Annotated in this window: 2 protein-coding genes; both read right to left on the bottom strand. The window is 69.3% G+C overall.

What is annotated here, in order from left to right; genetic code table 11:
• Positions 1–40: 40 nt before the first annotated feature.
• Positions 41–232, bottom strand: a complete 192-nt coding sequence (locus tag AC3ETA_RS47695; protein WP_432199156.1) for a hypothetical protein — start codon at positions 230–232, stop codon at positions 41–43.
• Positions 210–1,187, bottom strand: coding sequence for an ISAs1 family transposase (locus AC3ETA_RS47690; RefSeq protein WP_432199155.1), 978 nt, complete (start codon positions 1,185–1,187; stop codon positions 210–212). Before AC3ETA_RS47690 ends, AC3ETA_RS47695 begins: the two co-directional genes overlap by 23 nt.
• Positions 1,188–1,328 lie beyond the last annotated feature (141 nt).

Raw genomic sequence — 1,328 nt, 5'->3', positions numbered from 1 at the left:
CCAGGGCTGATTCAAAGTCCTGGTGATCATGTGGTGCAGGTCAAGCGAGGCCGATCAGGTCGAGCGGGTGCGTGAAGGGCCCGTAGGAGACCTGTCGTAGCCCGGCGGCGATGCTGCGGTGACCGGCGTCGCGGAGTGTGTTGACTGCGAGGTTGCGCAGAGTGGCCATGTTCGCCGGCCCGTGCCCGGTGCGCACCTTGGAGGCGTCCTCAGCAAAAGTCGTGTCCCTCACGTGGTGTACGGACTCGATGCCCCAGTGGCCGGGCGAGTTGCCCGAGACGCTGCGGAGATGCCTGACAGGAGGTCATATCGGTGATCGCGTAGACGGTCTGCCGGGTGGTCTTCCCGCTCTTGACGTCGGTGCGGTAGCGGTGGATCTTCACGGCCTGCGCGACGTGCGGGAAGTCCAGGCCGAGGCCGGTGACGGTCAGCACGCGCACCGAGCGGGTCTCGCGTCGGCCGTGCCCCTGCTCACGGTCGTAGCGCACCGCAGTGCATTCCTTCCATGGCAGAGCGCGCAGCGCGGCGTGCAGGCGCGGCTGATTGCGCTTGACCACGAGTACGAAATGGGCGTTCTTCTCCTCGACCAGGTAACGGGCCTGCTCGCGGGTGGTGTGCAACGCGTCGGCGGTGACCGTTGCGCCGGTGAGGTCGAAGGGCGCCAGCAGCGCAGGCAGGGCGGTGACCTCGGTGGTCTTGCCCGGCACCGGGAGCTGGGAGATGACGCGTCCGCAGCCGGTGACGGCTGACAGCAGGTGAACGGCGTCGTCGGTGTCGGTACGCGAGCCGCGGGCGCTCTTGCCGTCCACGGCCACCTGCCCGGCGTTGGCCGGGGCGGAGCCGAGCAGGTCGGCCAGAGCGCCGGGGCACACCAGGGTGAGCACACGGCGGATCGTGGAGGTGGCAGGAGCACGCCGGATGTCGAGCGGACCGCGGGGACGGATGCCCAAGCGGGCGAGGGCATCCTGCGGAGCGTTGCGCGCCCACTGGCCGATGGCCAGGTAGGAGCGGGCCCCGGACAGCACCGCGCAGGCCGCGGTCAGCAGCACCGACACCAGCGAGTGCCGACGGCCGCGACGGTCACGCGGGTCCGACAGTGTCGCCAACCGCTCGGCGATGTCGGGCAGTTCACGCTGGCGCGGCAACGGCGACTTGGTCAGACAGACGGTGGCAGACTGGCGGCACATCGAGGCTCCGGTGGTGCAGGGCGACTTGGCAGGTCACCCCGTCAACCGGAGCCTCGTTGTCTTCGTGACGGCCTGCCGCCACCCCTTCACACCCTGTGACCAGCGACGCCTCAAGATCACCAGCACTTTGAATCAGCCCTG

The sequence above is a fragment of the Streptomyces sp. bgisy027 genome, assembly GCF_057710365.1.
Note: the sequence above shows the minus strand (reverse complement) of the source record. Positions and strands in the feature narration are given on the sequence as shown.